Origin of the sequence: Altererythrobacter sp. TH136 (assembly GCF_007065885.1) — a bacterium.
Taxonomy (GTDB): Bacteria; Pseudomonadota; Alphaproteobacteria; order Sphingomonadales; family Sphingomonadaceae; genus Tsuneonella.
In genome coordinates this window covers 1,946,406-1,972,919 of the sequence record NZ_CP041409.1, presented here as the reverse complement: position 1 = coordinate 1,972,919, position 26,514 = coordinate 1,946,406, and the positions used below count along the sequence as shown (strand labels likewise).

General features: G+C 66.5%; 23 protein-coding genes and 1 tRNA gene. 8 read left to right on the top strand and 16 right to left on the bottom strand.

Annotated elements, in window-relative coordinates; all coding sequences use genetic code 11:
* The 5 genes from C0V74_RS09530 to argB all read right to left on the bottom strand — a co-directional run bounded on the left by C0V74_RS09530 (nt 1) and on the right by argB (nt 3,556).
* Nucleotides 1–633, bottom strand: coding sequence for a MarC family protein (locus C0V74_RS09530; RefSeq protein ID WP_143251572.1), 633 nt, complete (start codon nt 631–633; stop codon nt 1–3).
* A 7-nt stretch (nt 634–640) separates the two neighbouring features.
* Complete coding sequence (locus C0V74_RS09525) at nt 641–1,360, bottom strand: hypothetical protein (RefSeq protein WP_143251571.1); 720 nt, start codon at nt 1,358–1,360, stop codon at nt 641–643.
* A 48-nt stretch (nt 1,361–1,408) separates the two neighbouring features.
* The gene (gene folD / locus C0V74_RS09520) at nt 1,409–2,302 is read right to left on the bottom strand and encodes a bifunctional methylenetetrahydrofolate dehydrogenase/methenyltetrahydrofolate cyclohydrolase FolD (RefSeq protein ID WP_143251570.1); all 894 of its coding nucleotides are present in this window, start codon (nt 2,300–2,302) and stop codon (nt 1,409–1,411) included.
* Nucleotides 2,302–2,583: a YggT family protein gene (locus C0V74_RS09515; RefSeq protein WP_143251569.1), complete on the bottom strand. Its 282-nt coding sequence runs from the start codon at nt 2,581–2,583 to the stop codon at nt 2,302–2,304. The genes folD and C0V74_RS09515 overlap by 1 nt, the downstream gene beginning before the upstream one ends.
* Nucleotides 2,584–2,659: 76 nt before the next feature.
* Entirely contained in the window at nt 2,660–3,556 is an 897-nt protein-coding gene (gene argB / locus C0V74_RS09510; protein WP_143251568.1) for an acetylglutamate kinase, read from the bottom strand.
* Between the two features lie 148 nt (nt 3,557–3,704).
* Between argB and C0V74_RS09505 the strand changes: the two genes are divergently transcribed.
* Nucleotides 3,705–4,145: a nuclear transport factor 2 family protein gene (locus tag C0V74_RS09505; protein WP_143251567.1), complete on the top strand. Its 441-nt coding sequence runs from the start codon at nt 3,705–3,707 to the stop codon at nt 4,143–4,145.
* Nucleotides 4,146–4,176: 31 nt separating this feature from the next.
* Here the strand turns inward: C0V74_RS09505 and C0V74_RS09500 are convergent, their stop codons facing one another.
* From C0V74_RS09500 to rpoB, 3 genes are all read right to left on the bottom strand, one after another.
* Nucleotides 4,177–4,710, bottom strand: a complete 534-nt coding sequence (locus tag C0V74_RS09500) for a hypothetical protein (protein WP_143251566.1) — start codon at nt 4,708–4,710, stop codon at nt 4,177–4,179.
* 89 nt (nt 4,711–4,799) lie between these two features.
* Complete coding sequence (gene rpoC, locus C0V74_RS09495; protein ID WP_143251565.1) at nt 4,800–9,149, bottom strand: DNA-directed RNA polymerase subunit beta'; 4,350 nt, start codon at nt 9,147–9,149, stop codon at nt 4,800–4,802.
* A 79-nt stretch (nt 9,150–9,228) separates the two neighbouring features.
* Nucleotides 9,229–13,431 (bottom strand): DNA-directed RNA polymerase subunit beta, encoded by a 4,203-nt coding sequence (rpoB, locus tag C0V74_RS09490; protein ID WP_143251564.1) that lies wholly within the window; start codon nt 13,429–13,431, stop codon nt 9,229–9,231.
* 410 nt (nt 13,432–13,841) lie between these two features.
* Here rpoB and C0V74_RS13280 point away from each other — a divergent pair, with 410 nt between their 5' ends.
* The 6 genes from C0V74_RS13280 (at nt 13,842) to rplL (ending at nt 16,493) form a co-directional block, all read left to right on the top strand.
* A complete protein-coding gene (locus C0V74_RS13280; protein ID WP_282595918.1) occupies nt 13,842–13,964 on the top strand; it encodes a hypothetical protein in 123 nt (40 codons plus the stop codon).
* A gap of 28 nt (nt 13,965–13,992) precedes the next feature.
* Nucleotides 13,993–14,535: a DUF2975 domain-containing protein gene (locus C0V74_RS09485; protein WP_143251563.1), complete on the top strand. Its 543-nt coding sequence runs from the start codon at nt 13,993–13,995 to the stop codon at nt 14,533–14,535.
* On the top strand, nt 14,535–14,762 hold the full coding sequence (locus C0V74_RS09480; RefSeq protein ID WP_143251562.1) for a helix-turn-helix transcriptional regulator: 228 nt from the start codon (nt 14,535–14,537) through the stop codon (nt 14,760–14,762). The genes C0V74_RS09485 and C0V74_RS09480 overlap by 1 nt, the downstream gene beginning before the upstream one ends.
* A gap of 95 nt (nt 14,763–14,857) precedes the next feature.
* The gene (locus C0V74_RS09475) at nt 14,858–15,217 is read left to right on the top strand and encodes a hypothetical protein (RefSeq protein WP_143251561.1); all 360 of its coding nucleotides are present in this window, start codon (nt 14,858–14,860) and stop codon (nt 15,215–15,217) included.
* Nucleotides 15,218–15,536: 319 nt separating this feature from the next.
* Entirely contained in the window at nt 15,537–16,052 is a 516-nt protein-coding gene (gene rplJ, locus C0V74_RS09470) for a 50S ribosomal protein L10 (protein ID WP_131621245.1), read from the top strand.
* Nucleotides 16,053–16,118: 66 nt separating this feature from the next.
* Entirely contained in the window at nt 16,119–16,493 is a 375-nt protein-coding gene (gene rplL / locus C0V74_RS09465; protein ID WP_131621243.1) for a 50S ribosomal protein L7/L12, read from the top strand.
* A 74-nt stretch (nt 16,494–16,567) separates the two neighbouring features.
* Here the strand turns inward: rplL and C0V74_RS09460 are convergent, their stop codons facing one another.
* From C0V74_RS09460 to C0V74_RS09450, 3 genes are all read right to left on the bottom strand, one after another.
* A complete protein-coding gene (locus C0V74_RS09460) occupies nt 16,568–17,176 on the bottom strand; it encodes a phosphatase PAP2 family protein (protein ID WP_143251560.1) in 609 nt (202 codons plus the stop codon).
* Nucleotides 17,177–17,237: 61 nt separating this feature from the next.
* A complete protein-coding gene (gene dcd, locus C0V74_RS09455) occupies nt 17,238–17,792 on the bottom strand; it encodes a dCTP deaminase (RefSeq protein ID WP_131621614.1) in 555 nt (184 codons plus the stop codon).
* A gap of 78 nt (nt 17,793–17,870) precedes the next feature.
* Nucleotides 17,871–20,267, bottom strand: coding sequence for a TonB-dependent receptor (locus tag C0V74_RS09450; protein ID WP_143251559.1), 2,397 nt, complete (start codon nt 20,265–20,267; stop codon nt 17,871–17,873).
* Between the two features lie 126 nt (nt 20,268–20,393).
* Here C0V74_RS09450 and C0V74_RS09445 point away from each other — a divergent pair, with 126 nt between their 5' ends.
* Nucleotides 20,394–21,029: a TetR/AcrR family transcriptional regulator gene (locus C0V74_RS09445; protein ID WP_143251558.1), complete on the top strand. Its 636-nt coding sequence runs from the start codon at nt 20,394–20,396 to the stop codon at nt 21,027–21,029.
* Here C0V74_RS09445 and putA read toward each other — a convergent pair.
* The 5 genes from putA to C0V74_RS09420 all read right to left on the bottom strand — a co-directional run bounded on the left by putA (nt 21,026) and on the right by C0V74_RS09420 (nt 26,504).
* A complete protein-coding gene (gene putA, locus C0V74_RS09440) occupies nt 21,026–24,154 on the bottom strand; it encodes a bifunctional proline dehydrogenase/L-glutamate gamma-semialdehyde dehydrogenase PutA (RefSeq protein WP_246844827.1) in 3,129 nt (1,042 codons plus the stop codon). The genes C0V74_RS09445 and putA overlap by 4 nt on opposite strands.
* An 82-nt stretch (nt 24,155–24,236) precedes the next feature.
* The gene (locus C0V74_RS09435; protein ID WP_143251557.1) at nt 24,237–25,118 is read right to left on the bottom strand and encodes an NAD(P)H-hydrate dehydratase; all 882 of its coding nucleotides are present in this window, start codon (nt 25,116–25,118) and stop codon (nt 24,237–24,239) included.
* On the bottom strand, nt 25,118–25,876 hold the full coding sequence (locus C0V74_RS09430; RefSeq protein ID WP_143251556.1) for a histidine phosphatase family protein: 759 nt from the start codon (nt 25,874–25,876) through the stop codon (nt 25,118–25,120). Before C0V74_RS09430 ends, C0V74_RS09435 begins: the two co-directional genes overlap by 1 nt.
* Before the next feature lie 60 nt (nt 25,877–25,936).
* Nucleotides 25,937–26,023: transfer RNA gene (locus C0V74_RS09425), tRNA-Leu, on the bottom strand.
* Nucleotides 26,024–26,108: 85 nt separating this feature from the next.
* The gene (locus tag C0V74_RS09420) at nt 26,109–26,504 is read right to left on the bottom strand and encodes an acyl-CoA thioesterase (protein ID WP_143251555.1); all 396 of its coding nucleotides are present in this window, start codon (nt 26,502–26,504) and stop codon (nt 26,109–26,111) included.
* Between the last annotated feature and the right edge of the window lie 10 nt (nt 26,505–26,514).

Below are 26,514 nucleotides of genomic sequence, written 5' to 3'. Positions count from 1 at the left end.
TTACAGCGCGAAGCTCTGCTTCAAGCCATCGATCACGTATTGCGCGGCCAGCGCGGCCAGCAGCACGCCCAGCAGGCGGGTTATCACCGCTTCCACCCGCGCTCCGAACAGCTTCATCAGCGGGCTGGCCGCGATCAGCGCCAGCAGCGTCAGCACCAGCACCGCCGCGAGCGCGGCCAGCACCATCGCGGTGTTCGCCACGCCCTGCGCCTTGGCCGTCAACAGCATGATCGACGCGATGGCGCCCGGTCCTGCCAGCATCGGCATGGCCATGGGGAAGACGGACACGTCCTCGATCTCCGTGCCCTCGTGCTCCGCCGCGACGCGCTCGGCGCGTTGTTCGCGCCGTTCGGTGCGCTTTTCGAACACCATGTCGAGAGCGATGAGGAACAGCATCAGTCCTCCGGCGATGCGGAAGCTGTCGAGTTCGATGTGCAGCGCGCCGAGCAGGTCCTCTCCGAACAGGGCGAACACCACCAGGATCGCCCCGGCGATCAGGCACGCCCGCACCGCCATGCTGCGCGACTGGGCCGGTGTCGCGCCCTTGGTCAGCCCGGCATAGATCGGCGCACACCCGGGCGGGTCGATCACCACGAACAGGGTGATAAAGGCGGAGAGGAACAGCTCGATCATCGCCGGATCAGCAGCTTGGCCTGGTGCCGTTGGCGGGCACGGCCGGCGCCTTCGCCACCTTGCGGAACACCTCGTGCATCGCGCCGTCCTGCATGGCGTTCAGCACCAAGGTTCGGCCGCAATCGGCCCGCAGCTCGGTAGTCCACGACAGCGTGCCGTCGTCCGACTGACCGGACGCCCACGTCGCGGCGCGGCGCGCCTTGGCGACACGCGCCACGCGGTTGGAACGGCCCTCGGGACAATCGGCGACCCGCGCGGCAATCATCTCCGGTTCGGCATAGCCCGCTTCGAGGTCAAAACCCTGATCGAGCACCCAGCGGTAGTCGCCGTTGTCCTGCCGCTGCCAGATGGTCACGAACCGGGTGCGCTTGCCGGTCGGGTGGAGTGCGGGACCGGTCGACAGCGCGAAGCTGCCATCGCAGCTGGACCACACCTGGTCGGGTTCCCATTCGATCGCCTTGGCGGGGTCGGGCGCATCCTTCAGCGCGGCTTGCACGTTTTCCCATTGCGGCCCCGGCCATTGCGCGTCCCTGGTCGCGAACTGGCGAAAGGCGGTCCACGTCCCCTGGTCCTTCGCCGCGCGGGCGAAAGCGAGTTCGGTCGCGATCACCTCGCTCGGATTCGCGATGGGCCGCAGCGGCCGGTTCGTGCCGGTCGGGCCGGCAGCGCAGCCTGCGAGCAACAGTGTCATGGCCGAGGAGAAGGCCAGCGCGGCAAGTGTCTTCATGGGACGTTTCCTACACCTTCGCGCACCGCTTGTCTGTCCCGCCTGCGGTCAAAGCCCCGCCGGCGCCGGGATACCTGCGATGCGATGCGCGGCGACGATCGTGTTGCGCAACAGCACGGCGATGGTCATCGGGCCGACCCCGCCCGGCACCGGGGTGATCGACCCGGCGACTTCGCTCGCTTCGGCAAATGCCACATCCCCGACCAGCCGTCCCCTCGCCTCGCCCTCGGCGGGAGGGAGCCGGTTGATGCCGACGTCGATTACCGCCGCGCCCGGCCTGATCCAGTCCGCGCGGACCATTTCCGGCCGGCCGACCGCGGCGACCACGATGTCGGCCCGGCGGACCACGTCGGCAAGGTCTTGGGTGCGGCTGTGCGCGACCGTCACGGTGGCGTTGGCGTTGACCAACAGCTGCGCCATCGGTCGCCCCACCAGCTGCGAGCGGCCGATCACCACCGCGTCCTTGCCCGACAGATCGCCCAGCCGATCCTGCAGCAGCAACATGCAGCCGAACGGCGTGCACGGAAACAGGCCCGGCCGCTGGTTGGCGAGCGCGGCGATATTGGGATCGGTCAGCCCGTCCACGTCCTTCGCCGGATCGATCAGCGCGATCACCGCCTGGTCGTCGAGCGCGGCCGGAAGCGGCAGCTGGACCAGGATGCCGTCGACCGCCGGATCGGCGTTCAGCCGGCGGACGAGCGCCTCAAGCTCGGCCTGCGCGATGTCTGCCGGGACCCGGTGTTCGAAGCTCGCCATGCCGGCAGCAAGCGTCGCGTTGCCCTTGGATGCGACATAGACCTGGCTGGCCGGATCGTCGCCCACGAGGACCACCGCGAGCCCCGCCTTGCGCCCTGCCTGCTGTTCGAACGCGGCGGCCGCTGCGGCGACCCGCTCGCGCAGGCGGGCCGCGAATGCTTTTCCGTCGATGACCTCGGCGGCCATCAGACGCCCCGGACGCTCTCGAGCACGATGATGATCGCGTAGATCAGCAGCAGCAGGACCATCGGCGAGAAATCGATCGCGCCGGTATCCGGCAGCAGGCGGCGGATCGGGCGCAGGATCGGCTCGAACAACCGGGCGATGGCATCGTGCACCGCGACAAAGAAGGTGTTGTCGCGTCCGATCACGTTGAAGCTGAACAGCAGCCCGATGATGAACCAGATGATCACGAGCATGTTCGCCGCGTTGGCGAGCATCATGAAAATGTCGATCAGGACGTCCATCGGTTCCTCAAGGATGTGGAGGGTTGCAAGGTTGCTCTAGCCAGCGCAGCGGGGTGTATCAACCGGGCAATACGGCCTAAGCCGCATGGATCAGCGTACCGACGCCGGTAGCGGTGAAGAATTCCAGCAGCATCGCATGCGGCACCCGGCCGTCGAGCACCACCGCCGCCTCGCAGCCAGCCTCCACCGCCTTCACGCAGGTCTCCAGCTTGGGGATCATCCCGCCGGTGATGGTCCCGTCGTCCAGCAGCGCGGCGACATCCGCCGGCGTGAGATCCGCCAGCAGGGTCCCGTCCTTGCCCAGCACGCCCGGCACGTCGGTCAGCAGGAACAACCGCGCCGCGCCCAGCGCCGCCGCGATCGCGCCGGCCATCGTATCGGCGTTGATATTGAAGGTCTCGCCGCCCGCGCCCGCGCCGATGGGAGCGATCACCGGGATCATCCCCGCAGACACTGCGGTATCGATCAGGGCGGTGTCCACCGTCGCCGGTTCACCCACGAAGCCCAGGTCGACCGCCTGTTCGATGCGGCTGTCGGGATCGGTCACCGTGCGCGTGACCTTGGTTGCGGTGACCAGGCCGCCATCCTTGCCCGACACGCCCAGCGCCTTGCCGCCGGCCTGCGCGATCCAGCCGACCAGTTCCTTGTTGATCGCACCCGACAGGACCATCTCGGCCACTTCGGCAGTCGCCTTGTCGGTGACCCGCAACCCGTCGACGAACGTGCTCTCGACCCCCAGTTTCTTGAGCATCGCCCCGATCTGCGGCCCGCCGCCGTGGACCACCACCGGGTTGATGCCGACCGCTTTTAGCAGCACGATGTCTTCCGCAAAATCGCGCGCGGCGGCCGGATCGCCCATCGCGTGGCCGCCGTATTTCACCACGAAGGTGCGGCCGGCGTAGCGCTGCAGATAGGGCAGCGCCTCGATCAGCACTTCGGCCTTGGCCAACGTGGTGTGGGTCTCGCCGGTCATCGTTTGTCCTTGGCAACGCTGGAAGGGGCGGGAGGCGGCATGCTTCGCGCGCTTAGCGACTGCGCGGCACAAGGGAAAGCGTCCGGGTTGCCCGGCCTCCCCAATATGGATAGGGCCCGCCGCAAGAAAAAAGAGCACGGGTCAGCAAGTGTACGAACAATTCCGGCAGCGCCTCGCCGCTGCCTACGATCAATGGGGCGAGAGCCGCGGCACCACCCCCGCCTCCTTCTTCGACCTCATGGACCAGGCGATCGAGTTCCACTCGGTGCTGGAACGCGCCTTTCCCTGCGATTCGGTCAGCGGTCCGTTCAGCGGCAAAGCGGCGGTGATCGGGTACTGGACGGCGCTGGCGGAAAGCTGGGAAATGCTTTCGAGCAAGACCGAGGCGATCGTGTCCGAAGGCGACAGGGTGGTATGGATCGGCCGCGTCCACTGGCGCCACCGCCGGACCTTGCGCACGCTGGAAACGCCCAAGATCGACGTGTGGACCGTCTGGCAGGACCGCGCGATCCGTTATTACGAGATGGTCGACAGCGCCAGCTATGGCCGGGCGGTCGCGGCACAAGAAGAGAGCGTGCACCAGGCCTGACGCCCGCGCGGTGCAGCCGGCGGTTTCGCCGCTACTGCGAGAACAACAGCAGGCTGTGACCGCCGCCTGAAATCAGCACTCCATTCTGCTCGGTCCGGACCACGGTGGTCGCCGCGTCCAGCGCGCGCATAACGTGGGGCAACCGCGGCAACAGTCCGATCGTGCACACCGGTTCGGGCGGCGTGCCTGGCGGCGGCGGCGGGCCCGCGCCAGCCGGGGGGCCAAACTGGATGCCGGTCCCGCTGATACGATAGCTGCGAATGAAGCGGGCACAGCGCGGCTCCCACCAGAGTTCGTCCGCGTTGCCGCTCAAGGCCAGTCCCACCGGCTCGTTGAAGTCCGCGCCGTCGATGCCCGCGACCCGCCATTCGCCCGCCAGGCTCGTCACCAGGGCGGTTGCCGGTGCAGCGGCGGGGGAAGATGCGGGGGACGCGGCCGGGGGCGCGGCGGCGCCGGTGGATTCGGGCCGGTTCGCGTTGTCGGACACTGGGGTTGGCGTGGGCGCCCCGTCGGGAGCGCACGAGGCCAGCACCGCGCTGGAAAACAAGACGATCGGGAGTCGCATGACCGCGGCAAGGTGCGCCGGGGCGCGGCAAAAGAAAAGCCCCGCCGGATCGCTCCGGCGGGGCTTCATCTCGCGCGTGTCCGCGACGATTACTCGCCTTCGGTCTCGGCCTCGACCGGAGCTTCGTCGCTCTGCAGCAGGTAGTCCCCGGCATCCGCATCGGTGCCGTGGGTCTCCCCCTCCATTGCGCCGAGCGGATCGTCGCCGATGGCCGCTTCCGGGCCCTGAGCGAGTTCGGCTGCATGCTCCTCTTCAGCCGAGTTCGCCGCGATCAACGCTTCCTGGGTCTTCTGCCAGGCGGCGCGGAGCGAGGCATCGCGGCTGTTGGCGGCAATCCGCATCCGGTTCATGCCGGCGCCAGTGCCCGCCGGGATGAGCCGGCCGACGATGACGTTCTCCTTGAGCCCGATCAGCGAGTCCTTCTTCCCCTCGACCGCCGCCTGCGTGAGCACGCGGGTGGTTTCCTGGAAGGAGGCCGCCGAGATGAACGACCGGGTCTGCAGCGAAGCCTTGGTGATGCCGAGCAGCACCGGCTTGCCTTCGGCCGGGGTCTTGCCCTTGCCGAGCTTGCTGTTGAGCTCGTCCATCTCCTCGCGGTCGACTTCCTCGCCCGGCAGCAGCACGGTGTCGCCGCCGTTCGTGATCTCGACCTTCTGCAGCATCTGGCGAACGATCACCTCGATGTGCTTGTCGTTGATCTTCACGCCCTGGAGCCGGTAGACTTCCTGGATCTCGTCGACGAGGTACTCGGCCAGCGCCTCGATCCCCATGACTTCGAGGATGTCGTGCGGGTTGGGCGAGCCCGAGACCAGCGTGTCGCCCTTCTTGACGTTGTCGCCTTCCTGGACGTCGATCACCTTGGTCTTGGCGATCAGGTACTCCACCGGATCGCCCTCTTCCGGAACGATCGCGATCTTGCGCTTCGCCTTGTAGTCACGGACAAACTCGATCCGGCCGCTGATCTTGGCGATCACCGACACGTCCTTAGGCATCCGCGCCTCGAACAGCTCCGCCACCCGCGGCAGACCGCCGGTGATGTCGCGCGTCTTGGCCGCTTCGCGCGACGCACGGGCGAGAATGTCACCCGCGGCCACTTCCTGACCATCGTCGACCGACAGCGAGGTACCCGGAGCCAGCATGTAACGCGCCGCTTCCGTCTCGTCGCCGGCTTCGTTCAGCAGGGTCAGGCGGGGACGCAGATCGTCCTTCTTCTTGCGGCTCGACGCACGCAGTTCGGTGACGACGCGCTGGGCGATGCCGGTGGCGTCATCGACGCGCTCTTCCATGGTCTGACCGTCGATCAGGTCCTGGAAGCGCACGATGCCCGACTGCTCGGTGATGATCGGCAGGGTGAACGGATCCCACTCGGCCAGGCGTTCGCCTTCCTTCACCTGGTCCCCGTGGGTGTGCATCAGCACGGTCCCGTAAGGCACCTTGTGAATTTCGCGCTCGCGCCCTTCGGCGTCGATCACCACGATCTCGCCGTTGCGGGCGAGGCTGAGGATGCGGTTCCGCTTGTCGACGATCGTCGGCATGTCGCGGTATTCCACCCGGCCGTCCGAGATCGCCTCGAGGTGCGATGTCTCGTTGACCTGCGCGGCGCCGCCGATGTGGAACGTGCGCATGGTCAGCTGGGTGCCCGGCTCACCGATCGACTGCGCGGCGATCACGCCGACCGCCTCGCCGATGTTGACCGGCGTACCGCGGGCGAGATCGCGCCCGTAGCAGGTGCCGCAGACGCCCTGTTCGGCCTCGCAGATCAGCGGCGAACGGATCTTGGCCGACTGGACTTCGGCCGCCTCAATCGCGGTGACCATCGGCTCGTCGAGCAGGGTGCCCGCCTTGACGATGACTTCGCCAGTCTTGGCGTTGACCAGATCTTCCGCGGTCGTGCGACCGAGGATGCGCTCGCCGAGCGAGGCGATCACCGAACCACCCTGCACGATCGCGCGCATTTCCAGCGCCCGCTCGGTGCCGCAGTCGTCGACGATCACGACGCAATCCTGCGAAACGTCCACCAGGCGGCGGGTCAGGTAGCCCGAGTTCGCCGTCTTCAACGCCGTGTCCGCGAGGCCCTTGCGGGCGCCGTGGGTGGAGTTGAAGTATTCAAGAACGGTCAGGCCTTCCTTGAAGTTCGAGATGATCGGCGTCTCGATGATCTCGCCCGAAGGCTTGGCCATCAGGCCGCGCATCCCGGCCAGCTGCTTCATCTGCGCTGGCGAACCACGCGCGCCGGAGTGGCTCATCATGTAGATCGAGTTGATCTGCGCTTCCTTGCCGTTCTCGTCGACCGGCTGCGCGCGGATTTCGTCCATCATGGCATTCGCCACAGTGTCGCCGGTCCGGCTCCACGCGTCGATCACCTTGTTGTACTTTTCCTGCTGGGTGATGAGGCCATCCTGGTACTGCTGCTCGTAGTCCGCCACCAGCGCCTTGGCCTCCTCGATCAGCCCTTCCTTGGCGTCGGGGATGATCATGTCGTCCTTGCCGAAGCTGATGCCCGCCTTGAACGCGTTGCGGAAGCCGAGGCTCATGATCGCGTCGGCGAACAGCACCGTGTCCTTCTGGCCGGTGTGACGATAGACCTGGTCGATGACGTCACCGATCTCCTTCTTGGTGAGAAGGCGGTTGATGACCTCAAACGGCACGGTGTGCTTCTTGGGCAGGCATTCGCCGATCAGCATACGGCCGGGGGTGGTGATCACCCGCTTCATGTATTCCTTGCCAGCCTCGTCGACCTGCGGAACGCGCGTGATGATCTTGGAGTGCAGCGTGACCATCTTGGTCTCGAGCGCCTGGTGCACTTCTGCCATGTCCGAGAAGCGCGGCAGCCGCTCGATCTGCTCGCCATTCTCGCCGTCGATGAACTCAGGCGTCTTCTCCTGGCGTTCCATCGACAGGTAATAGAGGCCCAGGACCATGTCCTGCGAAGGCACGATGATCGGCTTGCCGTTGGCGGGCGAGAGGATGTTGTTCGTGCTCATCATCAGCACGCGCGCTTCCAGCTGTGCCTCAAGGCTCAGCGGAACGTGCACGGCCATCTGGTCACCGTCGAAGTCGGCGTTGAACGCGGCGCAGACCAGCGGGTGCAGCTGGATCGCCTTGCCTTCGATCAGCACCGGCTCGAACGCCTGGATGCCCAGGCGGTGAAGCGTCGGCGCGCGGTTGAGAAGAACGGGGTGCTCGCGGATCACTTCGTCCAGGATGTCCCAGACTTCCTTGCGCTCCTTCTCGACCCACTTCTTCGCCTGCTTGAGGGTCATCGACAGACCCTTGGCGTCGAGGCGGGCGTAGATGAACGGCTTGAACAGCTCGAGCGCCATCTTCTTGGGCAACCCGCACTGGTGCAGCTTGAGTTCCGGCCCGGTGACGATCACCGAACGGCCCGAATAGTCGACGCGCTTGCCGAGCAGGTTCTGCCGGAAGCGGCCCTGCTTGCCCTTGAGCATGTCGGACAGCGACTTGAGCGGACGCTTGTTCGCACCCGTGATCACACGGCCACGGCGGCCGTTGTCGAACAACGCGTCGACCGCTTCCTGCAGCATGCGCTTTTCGTTGCGGACGATGATGTCCGGCGCGCGCAGTTCGATCAGCCGCTTCAGGCGGTTGTTGCGGTTGATCACGCGGCGGTAGAGGTCGTTAAGGTCCGACGTCGCGAACCGGCCACCGTCAAGCGGCACCAGCGGGCGCAGCTCGGGCGGGATCACCGGAATCACTTCCAGGATCATCCATTCCGGGCGGTTGCCCGAATCGATGAAGCTTTCGACGACCTTCAGCCGCTTGATGATCTTCTTGGGCTTGAGCGTCGACTTGGTGGTCTCGAGCTCTTCGAGCAGCGCGTCGCGCTCGCCGACCAGGTCGAGGTCCATCAGCATCGTCTTGACTGCAGCCGCGCCGATGTCGGCGGTGAACGCGTCTTCGCCGTACTCGTCCTGCGCGTCGAGCAGTTCATCCTCGGTGAGGGTCTGGAACTTCTCGAGCGGGGTCAGGCCGGGCTCGGTGACGATGTAGGCTTCGAAGTACAGCACACGCTCAAGCTGCTTCAACTGCATGTCGAGCAGCAGGCCGATGCGCGACGGCAGCGACTTCAGGAACCAGATGTGCGCAACCGGCGCGGCCAGCTCGATGTGGCCCATGCGCTCACGGCGGACCTTGGTCACGGTTACTTCGACGCCGCACTTCTCGCAGACGACGCCCTTGTACTTCATCCGCTTGTACTTGCCGCACAGGCATTCGTAGTCCTTCACCGGACCGAAGATGCGCGCGCAGAACAGGCCGTCACGCTCTGGCTTGAACGTGCGGTAGTTGATGGTTTCCGGCTTCTTGATCTCGCCGAACGACCAGCTGCGGATGCGCTCGGGCGAGGCGATGCCGATCTGGATCTGGTCGAACGTCTCGGGCTTGGCGAGCTGGTTGGTGAATTTGGATAGTTCGTTCATGGTTCTTGTCCCTTACGGGTGAATTCCTGTGCGCGGGCTGAAGGGGAGCCGGTTGAAGGCTCTTGGGCTCCCCTCCCGATTACTCCGCCGCGATGGCCAGACCGTCGCCGTCCTCGTCCTCGCCAAGCGAGGAGAGTTCGACGTTGAGGCCGAGGCTGCGCATTTCCTTGACGAGCACGTTGAAGCTTTCGGGAATGCCGGCCTCGAACGTGTCGTCACCCTTGACGATCGCCTCATAGACCTTCTGCCGGCCGACCACGTCGTCCGACTTCACGGTGAGCATTTCCTGCAGCGTGTAGGCGGCGCCGTAGGCCTGGAGCGCCCAGACCTCCATCTCGCCGAAGCGCTGGCCGCCGAACTGCGCCTTGCCGCCCAGCGGCTGCTGAGTGACGAGGCTGTACGGCCCGATCGAACGCGCGTGGATCTTGTCGTCCACAAGGTGGTGCAGCTTCAGCATGTAGATGTAGCCGACGGTCACCTTCCGGTCGAACGCCTCGCCCGAGCGACCGTCGTAGAGCGTCACCTGGCCCGAAGTGTCGAGCCCGGCCTGCGCCAGCATCGCCGACACGTCCGCCTCGCGCGCACCGTCGAACACCGGGGTGCCGAACGGGATGCCGTTCTTCAGCGTGCCGGCCATTTCGACGATATCTTCAGCCGAGCGGCTGTCGATGTCCTCGTGGTACTGCTCGCCGTAGACTTCCTTGAGCTTCTCCACGACCGCGGTCGGCGGTGCTGCCGCGGTGGCATCCGGGTTCGCCTCGCGCCATTCCTCCAGCGCCGCGGTGACCTGCTGGCCAAGACCGCGGGCCGCGAGGCCAAGGTGCGTCTCGAAGATCTGTCCGACGTTCATGCGCGACGGCACGCCCAGCGGGTTGAGCACCAGATCGACCGGAGTGCCGTCTTCCATGAACGGCATGTCCTCGGCGGGCAGGATGCGGCTGATCACACCCTTGTTGCCGTGGCGGCCGGCCATCTTGTCGCCCGGCTGCAGCTTGCGCTTCACCGCGACGAACACCTTGACCATCTTCAGCACGCCCGGCGCGAGTTCGTCGCCCCGCTCCAGCTTTTCCTTCCGGTCTTCGAAGCGTTCGTCGATGACCTTCACGGCCTCGTCGTACTGGGTCTTCACCGCTTCGATCTGCGACTGGCGCGCATCGTCGGCGACGGCGAACTTGAACCATTCGAAGCGGTCGATGCCTTCCAGCATCTCGTCCGAGATCGTCTCGCCCTTCTTGACGCCCTTGGGCGTCGCGCTGGCGACTTGGCCGACGAGCATCTCGCGCAGGCGGTTGTAGGTCGCCCGGTTGAGGATGGCGCGTTCGTCCTGGCTGTCCTTGCGCAGCTGCTCGATCTCTTCGTTCTGGATCGCGCGGGTACGGTCGTCGATCTCGATGCCGTGGCGGTTGAACACCCGCACATCGACGATCGTGCCGGTCACGCCCGGCGGCAGGCGAAGCGAGGTGTCGCGCACGTCGCTGGCCTTTTCGCCGAAGATGGCGCGGAGGAGCTTTTCCTCCGGCGTCATCGGGCTTTCGCCCTTGGGCGTGATCTTGCCCACCAGGATGTCACCCGGCTGCACTTCGGCGCCGATGTAGACTATGCCCGCTTCGTCGAGGTTGCGCAGCGCTTCCTCGCCGACGTTGGGGATGTCGCGGGTGATGTCCTCCGGCCCCAACTTGGTGTCACGGGCCATGACCTCGAATTCGTCGATGTGGATCGACGTGAACACGTCGTCCTTCACGATCCGTTCGGAGATCAGGATCGAATCCTCGTAGTTGTAGCCGTTCCACGGCATGAACGCGACGAGGCTGTTGCGGCCCAGCGCCAGCTCGCCGAATTCGGTCGAGGGACCGTCGGCGATGATGTCGCCGGTTTCCACCGTCTCGCCCACCTTCACCAGCGGACGCTGGTTGATGCAGGTCGACTGGTTGGACCGCTCGAACTTCTGCAGGCGGTAGATGTCGACGCCGGACTGGCCCGGCTCGACGTCGCCGACGGCGCGGATCACGATCCGGGTCGCATCGACCTGGTCGACGATGCCGCCCCGGGTGGCGGAGATCGCCGCGCCCGAATCGCGCGCCACGGTCTCTTCCATGCCGGTGCCGACGAACGGCGCCTCGGCGCGAACCAGCGGCACCGCCTGGCGCTGCATGTTCGAACCCATCAGCGCGCGGTTGGCGTCATCGTTTTCCAGGAACGGGATCAGCGACGCGGCGACCGAGACGAGCTGCTTGGGCGACACGTCCATCAGCGTGATCTGGTCGTTGGGCAGCATCACGAACTCGCCGCTCTGGCGGGCCGAGACGAGATCCTCGACGAACGAGCCGTCCTCGTTGGTTTCGGCGGACGCCTGCGCGACGGCATGCTTCTGCTCTTCCATGGCCGACAGGTAGACGACCTCGCTGGTCACCTTGCCGTCCTTCACCAGGCGGTACGGCGTCTCGATGAAGCCGTACTTGTTGACCCGGGCAAACGTGCTGAGCGAGTTGATCAGACCGATGTTCGGGCCTTCCGGCGTCTCGATCGGGCAGATGCGGCCATAGTGCGTCGGGTGCACGTCGCGCACTTCGAAGCCGGCGCGCTCGCGGGTGAGGCCGCCCGGCCCCAGCGCCGACACGCGGCGCTTGTGGGTGACTTCGGACAGCGGGTTGGTCTGGTCCATGAACTGGCTGAGCTGCGAGGAACCGAAGAATTCGCGCACCGCGGCGACCGCGGGCTTGGCGTTGATCAGGTCGTTCGGCATCACGGTCGACACGTCGACCGAGCTCATCCGCTCCTTCACCGCGCGTTCCATGCGCAGCAGGCCGACGCGGTACTGGTTCTCCAGCAGCTCGCCGACCGAACGCACGCGCCGGTTGCCGAGGTTGTCGATGTCGTCGACCTCGCCCTTGCCGTCCTTCAGGCCGACGAGTTCCTTCACCACCGCCAGGATGTCTTCCTTGCGCAGCGTGGTGACGGTGTCCTCGGCATCGAGGCCCAGACGCATGTTGAGCTTGACGCGGCCGACGGCCGACAGGTCATAGCGCTCGCCATCGAAGAACAGGCCTTCGAACAGCGCTTCGGCGGTTTCCTTGGTCGGCGGCTCACCCGGACGCATGACCTTGTAGATCGCCTCCAGGCCCTCGTCGCGGTTCTCGGCCTTGTCGACCGCCATCGTGTTGCGGATCCATGGACCCGTGTTCACGTCGTCGATGTCGAGCAGCTCAAGCCGGTCCACGCCCGCCTTATCGAGCGCTTCGAGATTTTCCGGCGAGACTTCGTCGCCCGCCTCGATCCAGATGCGGCCGGTGGATTCGTCGATCAGATCCTTGGCGGCGAAGCGGCCAAAGATTTCCTCGGTCGGGATCAGCAGTTCGGCGAGCCCGTCCTTGGCCGCCTTGTTCGCGGCGCGCGGGCTGATCTTGGTGCCGGCGGGGAACACTTCCTCGCCGGTCTTGGCGTCCACCAGCGGGAACGCCGGCTTGGAGCCGCGCCATGCGTCGGGGCTATAGGGGATCTTCCACCCGTCGCCAGCCTTGCCCGACACCCGCTCCCACGACATCGTGTCGTAGAAGTGATCAAGGATATCCTCGCTATCGAGGCCGAGGGCATACAGCAGCGAGGTCACCGGCAGCTTGCGCTTGCGGTCGATGCGGACGTTGACAATGTCCTTGGCGTCGAATTCGAAATCGAGCCACGAGCCGCGGTACGGGATCACGCGGGCGGCGAACAGCAGCTTGCCCGAAGCGTGGGTCTTGCCGCGGTCATGGTCGAACAGCACACCCGGCGAACGGTGCATCTGGCTGACGATCACGCGTTCCGTGCCGTTGATCACGAACGTGCCGTTGTGCGTCATGAGCGGCATGTCGCCCATGTAGACGTCCTGCTCCTTGATATCCAAAACCGAGCGGGTTTCGGTTTCCGTGTCCACTTCGAACACGATCAGGCGCAGGGTCACCTTCATCGGCGCGGCATAAGTGATACCCCGCTGACGGCATTCGGTGATGTCGTACTTGGGATCCTCAAGCTCGTAGTGCACGAAATCGAGCTCGGCCGTGCCGGCGAAATCGCGGATCGGGAACACCGAGCGCAGGGTCTTCTCCAGGCCCGAGACGTAACCGGTCGCCTTGTCCGAACGCAGGAACTGCTCATAGCTCTCGCGCTGAACCTCGATCAGGTTCGGCATCTGCACGACTTCGTGGATGTCGCCGAAGATGCGCCGGATGCGCTTCTTGGCCGTGCCGGTCTGCTTGCCGCGAGTGGGAGCCGGGGTCTTTGCCCCAGAGTTCGCCTTCGTTGCCATGGAGGAAATCGCCTCTGTATTGCGCCGCGTGATGCGGCGTGCCGTCAAATCTCGTGCGCGGGCGAGAATCGCAGGACGCAAAAAGACGCAGGCCAGGCGCACCGATCCCGGTGGCTGCTGCGTATCAGTGCATCGCGATTATGGATTCGCCGCTTCCATCCTGGGTCCGTCGCCGCGCATCGCCGGACCGTGCTCGAAGCGAGCGGTCACGCAGGCATATACGCATCGCACACGGCCAAGTCAAATTCGGCCACCGTCGATTCGCTCCGCTCACCGAGCGGTCGGACATTCCGCCACTTGAATTTTTCGCTATTCAATCAGCATCTTATCGTTTTTCGATATTTATTGATTGACGATATGACGCAGGTTCCTTATCGATATTCGACATCAACCGTATTGGAGAACGACAAATGACCCGCACCGCCAACAATATCTTCGCCGTCGCCGCCGCACTGCTGCTGACAGTCGTGACCTTCCAGCAAACGGTGTCGGTGCCGGTCCAGGCTGCTCCTGTCTTCGTCGCCCTGGCCTGATCCGCGCCCGCCGCAGAAGGAACTCACCATGTCATTCAGACCAAAAGACCCGCTGCTCGCGATCGCCAAGGCGATAGTGTGGTTGTTCACGGGCGTATTCGCTTTTTGTGGCGCGCTGCTGCTGCTGGTTTCCCCGGTCGTCGTGGCGATGCAAGACCGCGTGTTGGCGGAAATCGCCAAGAATGGCGTCACCGCCGATGCCAGCATCATCGGCGCGATCCTGCTGATGCTGCTTTCGGCCGCCGCCTTCATGGCCTTGCTGGTCTGGTTCCTAGTGAACCTGCGCCGGATTATCGAAAGTGTCGGTGACGGCGATCCCTTCATTCCCGTCAATGCCGACCGTCTGTCGCGAATGGCCTGGATCATGATCGGCGTGCAACTGGCCGCTTTGCCGCTAGGCGCGATGGCGATGTACCTTGAGACCGTGATGGGGGATGCGGACGGCATGCATGCGCAGGCCGAATACGGCCTCGATTTCGGAGCCATCATCCTGGTCATTGTCCTCTTCGTTTTGGCCCGCGTGTTCCGCCAGGGCGCGGCCATGCGCGACGACCTGGAAGGAACCGTGTGATGCCAGCCGAAGAAGGAACCAGTATCGTGGTCACTCTGGACGACCTGCTCCACGATCGTCGCATGACGCTGACGGAACTCGCCGAACGGGTGGGACTGACGATCGCCAATCTGTCGATCCTGAAAACCGGCAAGGCCCGCGCGATCCGCTTTTCCACGCTGGAGGCGATCTGCCGCGAGCTCGATTGCCAGCCGGGCGACCTGCTTTCCTATCAGCCCGGCGCGTGATGCGCACGGCGGCCCCGCCTGGCCGCTGTGCCGGCCCGGCGGGAACGTTGTGCAAATGCGGCGATTTAGTGGCGAACGTAAATGGAGTTGTTCTGATGAAGAAGCTTTTCCTGACCGCCGCCTTCCCCCTCGTCCTCGGCCTGGCCGCATGCGGCGATAGCACGCCCGAAGCGGCCGACGGCACCGCGACCGACGCCTCTGCCGCGACCATGTCGGATGATGCCCTGGCAACCGACACCAGCGTGGTCGGGCCGACCGACACCAATCCCGGCACTGCTGCAACCGCCAGCGTAGCCACCGGCACGACCGCCGCGCAGCGCGCCGAAATAGCCGACGAGACCGCCGAGGACCTGGAGGAGCGGGCCGACCGCGTCGAGCCGACCAACGAGGCCGAAGCCGATCGCCTCGAAGCGCAGGCCAAGGCGCTCCAACAGGAACGCGACGCCCAGCGTTAAGCTGGCCGATCGACGCGCGCGGCTTGACTCCGCGGCGCGATGCTCTAGAGGCCCGCCCCGTCCGGCGGGCCTCTTTGCGTATGCGAGAGACTGGCGGACGTCCGTCCAAGACAGCTGGTGCCCCGCAGGGGGCTTAATCGTCCAGCCTAGGCGGGGAAACGAGATTTACCGGCGGCAGCGGCAACGCCCCGCCTCTCACGTGCTTCGGCGCGCTCCTTCCCCATCGATGGACTCGAGCCACCGCGCATGCGCATGCGTGGCAACGTGAGCCGGTCGCGGGCGCCCACGGGCGTGCGCGATCATGAGTAAGGAACAAGGCATGGATCGTTCGCAGAAAGCCGATTCGGTCGCATCGCTCAACGCGGTCTTCAACGAAGTTGGCGTGGTGGTCGTCACCCGCAACCTCGGCATGTCGGTGGGTCAGTCCACCGGCTTGCGCACGAAGATGCGGGAAGCGGGCGCGACTTATAAGGTCGCGAAAAACAGTCTGGCTACGATCGCCCTGAACGACACCCCCTACAAGGGCCTCGAGACGTATCTCGAAGGTCCCACGGGCCTCGCCTGGTCGACTGACCCGGTGGCGGCGGCGAAAGCCGTGGTGGACTTCGCCAAGACCAACGACAAACTCGAAATCGTCGGCGGTTCCATGGGTGGTCAGTTGCTCGACGAAGCCGGGATCAGGTCGCTTGCGGCTCTCCCCAGCCTCGACGAGCTGCGGGCAAAGCTCATCGGCCTGGTCAATGCACCTGCCACCAAGGTGGTGCAGCTGGTCAACGCCCCCGCGAGCAAGCTCGCCCGTGTATTTGGCGCCTATGCCGCCAAGGACGCGGCGTAACCGCTGTTTATCGAACGCGAATATTAATCGGGGCCCTGTCCCCAACCCAATCTGGAGTGAAACACCATGGCCGACATCGCCAAGCTTGTTGAAGACCTTTCGACCCTCACCGTCCTCGAAGCCGCCGACCTCGCCAAGGCGCTGGAAGAAGCCTGGGGCGTGTCCGCTGCCGCCGCTGTTGCGGTTGCCGCGCCCGCTGGCGGCGACGCCGGCCCGGCTGCTGAAGAGCAGACCGAGTTCGACGTGATCCTGACCGGTGACGGCGGCAAGAAGATCCAGGTGATCAAGGAAGTCCGCGCGATCACCTCGCTCGGCCTGACCGAAGCCAAGACCCTCGTCGAGAGCGCCCCCAAGGCGATCAAGGAAGGCGTCAACAAGGCCGAAGCCGAAGACATCAAGAGCAAGATCGAAGCTGCCGGCGGTACCGTCGAAATCAAGTAACGATCTCTCGTCTCTGACGAACTCGAAGGGCGGTCCGGCAACGGGCCGCCCTTTTTGCCGTTATCTCCAACAGGTCACCGCCCGGCGGTCCGCCCGGCCACGAGCCAGGCGGCCGCGCGCCACAGCGCACCCACCAGCACGGCCGAGCCGATCCCGATCGCTGCTCCTGCGGCGACGTCGCTTGGATAGTGCTTGCACCCGGGAATCCGGCCCGCGGCCACGGCAGCAGCAGCCGCTTCGGCCGCCAGCGCGTGTTGGGGATAAACGGCCGCGAATGCCGTCGCCGACGCGGCTGCGCCCGTCGCGTGGCCTGAAGGGAAGCTCGACTTCTCCTTGCGGGTGTCGTGTCCCTCGTGCGGCTTGTGCGCGTCGCCGGGCACCGGATTGCGCGGGCGCGTGCGCACCACGCGCCCCTTCACCCAGTCCTTTGCCACAGTCGCGACCTCGTGCGCCGCGAGCATGCGGATCCCGGCGCCGATCATCCGCGGATCGCGCCGCAGCAGGCCCACGGCGATCACGCCGCCTGCCACCACCCGCATCTGCGCCTGATCGCCAACCTTGCTCATCCAGTCGATCGCCTTGGCGGGCGCGGAATGGCGATAGGGCAGCACCACGGCGCGCACGCGCTTGTCGAAGGCGAACACGGTTTCGCCTACGGACGAAGGATCTGGGGAGTGGTTCATCTTCACGCACAACCAGTCGCGGGCGTGATCGTGCCCGGCGATGCCGGTGCAATCGCAGGTGTCAGAGGCGCGGCAGTGTCACCCCGCGCTGCCCCATGTATTTGCCCGCGCGGTCGGCATACGTGACCTCGGGCCGCTCGTTCCCTTGCAGGAACAGGAACTGGCACGCGCCTTCGTTGGCGTAGATCCTGGCGGGCAGCGGCGTGGTGTTCGAAAACTCCAGCGTGACGTGCCCTTCCCAGCCCGGCTCCAGCGGGGTCACGTTCACGATGATCCCGCAGCGGGCGTACGTGCTTTTGCCCAGGCAGATCACCAGCACGTCGTCCGGCACGCGGAAGTATTCTACCGTCCGGGCAAGTGCGAAACTGTTGGGCGGGATCACGCAGACGTCGGTCTTGCGATCGACGAAGCTGTTGGACGCGAAGTCCTTGGGGTCGACGACCGCGGAATCGACGTTGGTGAAGATCTTGAACTCGTCGGCCACCCGCGCGTCGTAGCCGAACGACGATAAGCCATACGAGATGCACCCGTCGCGCCGCTGCGCCTCCACGAAGGGTTCGATCATCCCGCGGGTGGTGGCCGCTTCGCGAATCCAGCGGTCGGACAGTATCGACATCCCCGGGTGATCCCCCAAGCGGCCCGGCAGGGCAAGCGTGCGCCCGGGGTTATTCCCCGAAGCGCACGCCGCACCGCGTCAGAACTTGACCGTCCCGGTCACGAACACCTGCCGCGGGTTGCCGTAGAAGGCGGTCAGGGTGCCCTCGCGACCGAGCGCGGGAACCGGGTTGCCGTTGTTGAGCACCGGCACCCCGGTGACCGCATTGGTGGCGATGAACGGGTACCCAGAGGTGATGTACCGTTCGTTGGTCAGGTTCTTGCCGTAAACCCCGAGCGAAAAGCGATCACCGCCCCAGCGATACGTCACGCCGGCATCGAGCAGTTGATAGCCTTCCTGATCGAGATAGGGGTTGGCGATCTCGAACTGCTGTGTGCTCGACCGGTGCGACACGGTCAGGTTCGCCGACAGGTCGCCCGCGCCCACGGGCATGTCGGCCCCCAGCGTTGCCGAAGCGGTGAACTTGGGCGTGTTCTGAATCCCGCGGAACGGTGCCAGATTGGTTTCGACGCCGGCGATGATCGCGACATATTCGAGATACTTGGCATCAATGTAGCCCGCGGTTCCCGCCAAGGTGATCCGCGATCCGGGACCGGCGAAGTCCTGCGCGATCCGCGCGAAGACTTCCGCCTCGACGCCCTTGAAGCGGGCCTTGCCGGCGTTGGTGGTCACGCCTGCGAACCCTTCGAAGATCCCGTCGCCATTGGCGTCCACGCCCACCGAGCCGGGTATCTGGACGTTGGTGTAGTCGGCGTAGAAGCCGGTCAGCGCATAGGTCAGCGCCCGGTCGAACAGCGAGCCCTTCACGCCGACTTCGTAGCTGTCGACCGTTTCCGGTTCGAACAGGAAGAAATCGTAGATCTCGGCGTAGCTTGGCGGGCCCGCCACACCATCGGTGTTGGGCGTGGTGTTGGCGCTGCCGCGCGGATCAAAGCCGCCACCCTTGAAGCCTTGCGAGTACGACGCATAGACCAGCAGGTCTTCCGTGGGCTTGACCGACACCGACACGCGCGGGGTCCACTTCTCGAAGCTCGCCTTGCCGGTGAAATCGGTGATCGCCGGGCCCAGGTTGAACCCGTTGCCGCCGAACTGCGGCGAAGGGAGGTTGAGCCGGTTGGCCTTCAGGATGATCGAACGACGATCGTCCTTGGTATACCGCAGCCCGCCCGAAACGCTCAGCCAGTCGGTGACGTCGAAAGTGAAATCGCCGAATGCGGACCAGGTTTCGGTATTCACGTCGCCGCTGGTGAACTGGCCGAAACTGGATGCCAGCGGCACGCCGATCAGCGGCCCGGTGGTGGCGAGGATCACGTCGAACTGGGTCAGCGCATTGGCTTCCAGATAGTAGAAGCCGACCAGCCCGTTCAGCCGGTCGCTGTTGTACAACAGCTGGAATTCCTGGCTCGTCTGGTCGTTGAAGTAGATCCCCGGCACGTCGACATCGACCGTCGGCAGCGAGTCGAAATCGATCGGGACGTAGCTCTTGTCCTCCCGCCAGGCGCTGATGCTGCGCAAGGTGAAGTTGTCCGACAGTTCGGCCGTGACATTCATCATCAGGCCGTACGCCTTGATGTCCTGTTCAGGGACGGTCAGGCCCGCGCGGGTATCATAGACGTTGTCGAGCACGGGTGCGCCCGACAGCGCGCCCGGCAGCAGGCGGTGGCCGTTGCGCGGGTTCGACTTGTCGTGGGTGTAATCGCCGGAAATGCGCACGAACAGGCGATTGTCGGGCGATTCGAATTCGACCGAGGCGCGCCCCGCCCAGACATCCTTGTTGTAGTTTTCGATGCCGAGGTTGAGGTTGTCACCGAACCCGCCACGGCTCAGCCGCGCGCCCGAAGCGCCGAACTTGAACATGTCGCCGAGCGGTACCGCGACGCTGACCACCGCATCGGCCTGGTCGTAACTCCCGTAGGTTGCCCGCAGCTTCACCTCGACATCGTCGGGCAGGCGGCGAGAGACATACTTGATCGCGCCGCCGATGGTGTTGCGACCATAGAGCGTGCCCTGCGGCCCGCGGAGCACCTCGATCCGCTCGACGTCGTAGATGTCGAGCACGGCGGCCTGCGGACGGTTCAGGTAGACGTCGTCGAGATAGATGCCGACGCCGGATTCGAACCCGCCGACAGGGTCCTGCTGGCCGACGCCGCGGATGAACGCCGACAGGGTCGAGTTTGTGGCGCGGCTGTTCTCGATCGTGACGTTGGGCGTGGTGTCGCCAATGTCGGTGAGGTCGAGCGAGCCGCTCTCCTCGAGTGCCTCCGCCCCGTAAGCGGTGACCGCGATCGGCACGTCGAGCAGGTTCTCTTCCCGGCGGCGCGCGGTGACCACGATCGCGCCATCGTCGGCGTCGGTCAGGCCGGTCGCCGCCTCGTCGCTGGACACATCCTGGGCGGCCGCGGGGGCGGCGAACCCGCCGATGAGCAAGGCACCGGCAAGAGCAATGCGGCTGGCGCGGACAGGCAGATGGATCATGACAAGGCTCTCCCGAATGGACCCGCGCTCGTATTGGCGCGTGTGTTGAAGCCTCATATTGAAACCTGAACCACCTTTCAACTTTTTTCATTGCGCTGCGTCTGGTTGCGGCATACTCGTTGCGCGATGGCAACAGGCCCCACCCCCGATCCGACCTCACCGGTCGCCGCTAGCCCGGGAAAGGAACCGCGCACGGCACGAGGGCGCGAAACCTTGCGCAAGCTGCTCGACGCCGCAGCGAAGGAGTTCGGCGAACTGGGTTTCCACGCCGCGTCCATCAGCGGGATCACCCGCCGGGCGGGCACCGCGCTGGGCAGCTTCTACACCTATTTCGACAGCAAGGAGGCGATCTTCTCCGCGCTGGTGAAGGACATGAGCGAAAGCGTGGCGGCTATCGTATCGGCACAGGTGCCGCCCGAAGCGTCAGGGCTCGACCGTGAGCGGCAGGCGCTCGCCGCGTTCCTTGGCTTCGCGCGCGAGCACAAGGAAATCTACCGCATCATCGACGAGGCGGAGTTCGCCGATCCGGCCAGCTACCGCGCGCATTACGAAGGCACTGCCGCGCGCATCGCCGCGCGGTTCGATCAGAACGTGGCGGCGGGCACCATGTCCCCCGGCGACAACGAAGTCCGCGCCTGGGCGACCATGGGGATGAACGTGTTCCTCGGCCTGCGGTTCGGCGTGTGGGATCAGGACCGCTCGATCGAAGAGATCACCGCCGGGGTCGAAAGCCTGCTCCGCGACGGGATCGCCGCGCGCTAGCTTGCCAGCAGGCTGGCGTTCCCGCCGGCTGCGGTCGTGTCGATCGTCACTACACGTTCCGTGGCAAAGCGCAGGACGTAGTGTGGCCCGCCCGCCTTGGGCCCGGTGCCTGACAGCCCCTCGCCGCCGAACGGCTGGCTTTCGACCACCGCGCCGATCTGGTTGCGGTTGACGTAGAGGTTCCCCACGCGCGCCAGCCGCTCCACCGTCCGGCGCGTTTCCGCGATCCGGCTGTGGAGCCCGAGCGTCAGGCCGAAGCCGGTGGCGTTGATGTCCGCGATCACCCGCTCCAGCTCCCCCCCGGCGAAGCGCGCGACGTGCAGCACGGGGCCGAAATTCTCGCGCTTCAGGTCGCGGATCGACGCGATCTCGATGATCGTCGGAGCGACGAAGCACCCCTTCGCCAGCCCGGGCGGCAAGTCGCGCCGCCACACGGTGCGCCCCTCGGTCGCGCGCCGGGCCACGTGCCGTTCCAGAGCCGCGCGGGCATCCTGGTCGATCACCGGGCCGACATCGGTGTCGATGTGCGCCGGATCGCCGATCACCAGCGCTTCGAACGCACCGCGGATCATCTCCAGCACGGCATCGGCGACGTCGTCCTGCAGGTACAGCACGCGCAGCGCGCTGCACCGCTGCCCGGCGCTCTGGAAGGCGCTGGCCACCACGTCGCGGGTGACCTGTTCCGGCAGGGCGGAGCTGTCGACGATCATCGCGTTCTGGCCGCCGGTCTCGGCCACCAGCGTCGCGATCGGTCCTTCGCGCGCGGCGAGGCTGCGGTTGATCGCCTGCGCGGTCTGGGTCGAACCGGTGAAGGCGACTCCCGCGATCCGCGGATCCGAGGAGATCAGTTGTCCCACCTCGCCCGCGCCCGGCAGCAGTTGCAGGACTTCGGGCGGGATGCCGGCCTCGTGGCACAGCCGGACCGCCAGGGCGGCGATCAGCGGGGTCTGCTCGGCGGGCTTGGCGACGACCGTGTTGCCGGCGGCGAGCGCCGCCGCGGCCGGGCCGATGAAGATCGCCAGCGGGAAATTCCACGGGCTGATGGTCGCGAACACCCCGCGTCCCGCCAGCGTCAGGCGATTCTCCTCCCCCGTCGGCCCCGGCAGCGGGATCGGCGCGGAGAACAACCGCCGTGCCTCGCCGGCATAGAAGCGCAGGAAATCGACCGCCTCGCGCACTTCCAGCACGCCATCGACCAGGGTCTTGCCCGCCTCGCGCTGACACAGCGAGATGAACTCCGCCATGTGCGCCTCGAACGCATCGGCCGCGGCGTCCAGCAGCAGCGCGCGCTTTTCGCCGCCCAGCGCGTTCCAGCCCGGCTGGATGGCCTCGGCCCGGCGGATCGCCTCGGCCACCTCGGATGCGGTCGCATCGCGCCGCACCCCCACCTGGTGCGCGGTGTCGTGCGGCGAGGTGATCGGCGCGATCTCGCCCGCCTCGGCGGCGCGCAGCGTCGGCGCGGCCTCCCACTGACGGCTGGCGAGCTCCTGCAAGCGGGCCAGCAGCGGTTCGCGCACCAGCGGGTCCGACAGGTCGACGCCCATGCTGTTCGCCCGCGTGCCGAAGATGCGCGACGGCAGCGGGATCGCCGGGTTGCGCCTGGGCTGGACCCCCGCGAGTTCGGCGACCGGATCGCCGGTCAGCTCGGCCGCCGGCACGTCGGCATCGGCCATGCGGTTGACGAAGCTTGAATTGGCGCCGTTTTCCAGCAGCCGCCGGACGAGGTAGGCCAGCAGGTCCTTGTGCCCCCCGACGGGCGCGTAGATCCGCACCGGGGTGCGGGCGTTGCCCTCGATCCGCGCGAGCTCGCCGTAGACGTCCTCCCCCATCCCGTGGAGGCGCTGGAATTCGAAACCGCCGGCGGTGGCGCGCTTCGCCGCGAGCGCCTTGATGGCGCCGATGGTGTAGGCGTTGTGCGTGGCGAAGGCCGGAAAGATCGCGTCCTCGGCCTCCAGCAGCTTTGCCGCGCAAGCAAGGTACGACACATCGGTCGACAGCTTGCGGGTGAACACCGGATAATCGCCATAGCCGCCGACCTGGCTCAGCTTGATCTCGGTATCCCAGTACGCCCCCTTGACCAGCCGGACGAACAGACGGCGACCGTGCCGCCGCGCCACCTTGGCCGCCCAGTCGCAGACATGCACGGCGCGCTTCTGGTATGCCTGCACCGCGAGCCCGAAGCCGCTCCACCCGCCGCTCGCGCCGGTGTCGAACAGGCTGTCATCGGCGACCAGCGCCTCGATGATGTCCAGCGACAGCTCGAGCCGCTCGGCCTCCTCGGCATCGATGGTGAAGTGCATGCCGCCGTCGCGCGCCTTGGCGGCGAGATTGCGGATCATCGGCACCAGGGCCGCCTTCGCCGCCTCGGCATGGAGGAAATCGTATTTGGGATAGAGCGCCGACAGCTTGACCGAGATGCCGGGCGACTGCTCCCACCCTTGCGCGGTCTCGCGCGACAGGCGGGCGATCGCCGCCTCGTAGCTGCGGCGATAGCGCTCCGCATCGGCAAAGGTCATCGCCGCTTCGCCCAGCATGTCGAAACTGTGCTGAAGCCCGCGCGCGCGTTCGGGGGCGGCGCGCTTCAGCGCTTCGTCGATGGTGCGGCCGAACACGAACTGTCCGCCGAGGATCTTCATCGCCTGCAGCGTGGCGGTGCGGATCACCGGCTCTCCCAGGCGGCCCATCGCGCGCCTGAGGGTCGCACCCATGCCGCGCTGGTGCGCCTCGGGCGGGTCGAGCACTTCGCCCGTCAGCATCAGCGAAAAGGTCGCGGCGTTGACGAAGGTGGAACTCGATTCGCCGAGGTGCTCGCTCCAGTCGATGTCGCCGATCTTGTCCTTGATCAACGCGTCGGCGGTGCGGGCGTCGGGCACCCGCAGCAACGCTTCGGCGAGGCACATCAGCGCGATGCCCTCCTCGGTCGCCAGGCCATACGTCTGCAGGAAGGCGTCGAGTCCGCTCGCCTTGCGGGCCCGTGCGCCCACGATCAGCTGCTCCGCGATGCGCGCCGCATCGGCATGGACGGCGCTGGCGGGAGCGGCCATCCGGAGGCGCTCGGCAACGCAGGCTTCCTCCTCCTGCCGGTATGCGAGACGGAGCGGCTGGCGGTCGATAGGCGCGGGCATGGCGCGCGCCCTGCACCCGCGCATCGCCGCGATCAAGCCTTGCGGAAAGCCGCCGGACATTTGGGCCACTCGCGCGGGGCGATCAGCCGGAAATCTCCGCGATGATGGCGGGCACATGCGGCAGCAACTCGCGCGCGAGGTAGCCGATCGGCGCCACCTCGCTGGCGGCCCTCTCGCCCGCGGTGCCGTGGACATACACGCCCCACGCTGCGGCGGTGAACGCATCCGCTCCGCGCGCCGCCAGCCCGCCGATCACCCCTGCCAACACATCGCCCGACCCGCTGGTGGCCAGCCCGTTGTTGCCGCCTTCGAACCGGACGCAGTCACCCGCCGGGGACATCACGATCGTCCGCTCACCCTTCAGCGCCACCACCGCGCCGAACTCCCGCGCCACCCGCGCGGCGATTCCGCGTGGATCGTCCCGCACCGCCTCGATCGGAACGTCGGCGAGCTTGCACATCTCCCCCGCGTGCGGCGTCATGACGGTCCTGCCGCCGCGCGCCGCGATCTGGCTGCGCAAGTGGGCCGCGGAGGTCATCGCCCCTGCGTCGAGGACGATCGGCAGGTCGGCAGGCGCCTGCCCGATCACTTGCGCCACCAGCCGCTCCGCCTCGTCGCTCGTGGCCATGCCGGGACCGAGGACGAGCGCATCGCACTGGCCCAGCCGCTCGCCCAGCACATCGGCGGCATCCGCGCTCAACTCGCCGTCGCGGCTGGCCGGCAGCGCGATCATCGCGGCTTCAGGCATCCGCACCGCCAGCGGGATCGCCGCCGCATCCACCGTCGCCAGCCGCAGTTTGCCGGCCCCGGCCCGCAACGCCGCTTCTCCGGTCAGCAACAGCGCGCCCGGCACGAACGCCGAGCCGCCGACGATCAGGGCGCACCCGCGCGCGTGCTTGTCGCCCGCTTGCGAGATCGCCGGCAGGGGGTGGGCCCGCAGCCATGCCGGGTCGAGCCGCTCCATCAGCCGCGCGCGCCGGCGATCTGGTCGGGCGCGCTGGTTACCGGCGTCGCCTGCTGCTGCATCGGCGCGGTGACGTTGTAGCGGGCGAGTACCAGCTTGCCGGTCGCCCCGGCGTGCGGATCGAGCCGGTATTCGGTGATCGAGCAGTTGGCGACGTTCGCCTCCCGGTCAATGGCCAGGATCGCCGCCTCGTCCAGCGTTTCGATGATGTAGCGAAGGCACAGCACCACCACCTGATGCGTAAAGATCATCACCCGCTGCCCGCGATAATGCAGCGAGATCGTATCGAGCACCGATCGCAGGCGCAGGATCACATCGCACCAGCTCTCGCCGCCGGGCGGCCGGTGATAGAACTTGCCCAGCAGGCCGCGGAACTCGGCCTGGTCGGGAAAGACGTTGGCGATGCCCATCGTGGTCAGCCCGTCGAGCACCCCGAATTCCTTCTCCCGCAGCCGCTCGTCGAAGCAGATCGGCTCGTGCGCGTGAGTGCCCCCGGCGGCGCGGAAGTGCTCGCCGGTCTGAAGCGCCCGCAGGTAGGGGGAGGACAGCAGCACTTCGGGCCGCTCGTCGGCAGGCATTCCGGCGAACCAGTCGCCGAGCGCGGTCGCCTGCTCGCGGCCAAGGTCGCTCAAGGGAACGTCGGCATCGCGGTTGTGCAGCGCGATGCGGTCGGCCTCCGCCTCATGCGCGACGTCGCGCGCGACATTGCCCGCGCTCTGCCCATGGCGGACGATGATGAGTTGGGATGGCCAGTTCACGCCCCCTCAAGCGCTCGGAGCGCGCTGACGGTTCCGCCACTGGGAGATGGGGGGTGATCCTGGTGCGGTCGAGAAGACTCGAACTTCCACGGGCTTTCGCCCACAACGACCTCAACGTTGCGCGTCTACCAATTCCGCCACGACCGCACATCGGATGAAACAAGGGCCGGCGCACCGGCCCTCGGTAGGCGCGCGCCTCTAGCAACGCGCCGAGCTAGCCGCAAGCGCGGTTTTACGGCAGGAACGGCGCCGCCACCGCCGCGGGCACCCGCACGAGCCGACCGCTGGCCTTGTCGAGCATCGCCCAGGTGCTGCGCACCGCGACCAGGCGCTTGCCCGCCGCATCGCGGAACTCCACGCTCCGTTCGAACTGCGCACCGCGCGGCGGGGCGGGAATCCAGGTCTCCGCGCTAACGGTCTCGCCCAGGCCGACGTTGCCGCGATAGTCGATCTCGTGCCGGGTCACGACCCACACGTAACGTTCGACATCGGTTGGCGCGGCCACCGCGGTCCAGTGCGCGGTGGCGATATCCTGCACCCATTGCAGCCACACCGCATTGTTGACGTGGCCCAGCTCGTCGATGTGCTGCGGCGCGGCCGTGAAGCTCTTGGCGAAGCGGTTGCTCATGATCGCGCCC